Source organism: Tamlana crocina (assembly GCF_012037625.1).
Window position 1 is genome coordinate 1 of sequence record NZ_JAAVJS010000417.1, and the last position, 384, is coordinate 384.

Below are 384 nucleotides of genomic sequence, written 5' to 3' on the forward strand. Positions count from 1 at the left end.
TCCTGCCACTTCTTCGGTGTGAGCTTTTGCTCTTAGCACTACTCTACCGCGACCGGTTTTAAAAGCTTCCCTTACCCCGTCATAACCGTAAATGGTTCCTCCGGTAGGGAAATCGGGCGCCTTGACGTGCTCGATCAATTCATCTATAGTCACATCGTGATTGTCGATATAAGCCACTACCCCGTCCACAACTTCAGAAAGGTTGTGAGGCGGCATGTTTGTTGCCATCCCGACTGCAATACCGCTGGCACCATTGACTAGAAGGTTTGGGATACGCGTAGGAAGAACCACCGGTTCATGTAGCGTATCATCAAAGTTTAACTGGGTATCTACGGTTTCCTTATCGATATCGGCAAGCATGTCCTCGCTGATCTTCCGCATCCT

General features: G+C 49.5%; 1 protein-coding gene. It reads right to left on the reverse strand.

All coding sequences use genetic code 11. From position 1 onward, the window contains the following. On the reverse strand, nucleotides 1–384 hold a 384-nt coding region (locus HC176_RS17380; protein ID WP_280818715.1), incomplete at both ends, for a DNA gyrase subunit A.